The sequence below is a fragment of the Methylorubrum sp. POS3 genome, assembly GCF_043352485.1.
Taxonomy (GTDB): domain Bacteria; phylum Pseudomonadota; class Alphaproteobacteria; order Rhizobiales; family Beijerinckiaceae; genus Methylobacterium; species Methylobacterium suomiense.
In genome coordinates, this window is record NZ_JAPRBT010000001.1 from 886,163 (window position 1) to 886,738 (window position 576).

At 68.8% G+C, this 576-nt stretch carries 1 protein-coding gene; it reads left to right on the plus strand.

All coding sequences use genetic code 11. From position 1 onward, the window contains the following. A partial coding sequence (locus OWC43_RS04255) for a 1-deoxy-D-xylulose-5-phosphate synthase N-terminal domain-containing protein (RefSeq protein WP_393955818.1) occupies positions 1-576 on the plus strand: 576 nt, incomplete at both ends.

Sequence of the window (576 nt, forward strand, 5' to 3'; positions counted from 1 at the left end):
GCTTGGGGCGGCGCCCTGGCGACGGCGGGCGACGTGGTGTTCTACGGCACGCTCGAGGGCTACCTGAAGGCGGTGGACTCGAAGACGGGTAAGGAACTGTACAAGTTCAAGACCCCGTCGGGCATCATCGGCAACGTGATGACCTACGAGCACAAGGGCAAGCAGTACGTGGGCGTCCTGTCGGGCGTCGGCGGCTGGGCGGGCATCGGCCTTGCGGCTGGCCTGACCGACCCGAACGCCGGCCTCGGCGCGGTGGGCGGCTACGCGGCCCTGTCGAGCTACACCAACCTCGGCGGCCAGCTCACCGTCTTCGTCATCCTCAACGACAACGACATGTCGATCGCGCCCCCCGTCGGCGCGATGTCGGCCTATCTCGCCCGGCTCGCCTCGGGCGGCACCTACCGGTCGCTGCGCGAGACCGCCAAGCAGCTCGGCAAGCTCCTGCCCAAGGCGATCTACCAGCGCGCGGCGGCGGCCGAGGAATATGCCCGCTCGCTGATCGTCGGCGGCGGCACGATGTTCGAGGAGATGGGCTTCCACTATGTCGGCCCGGTCGACGGGCACAATCTCGACCAC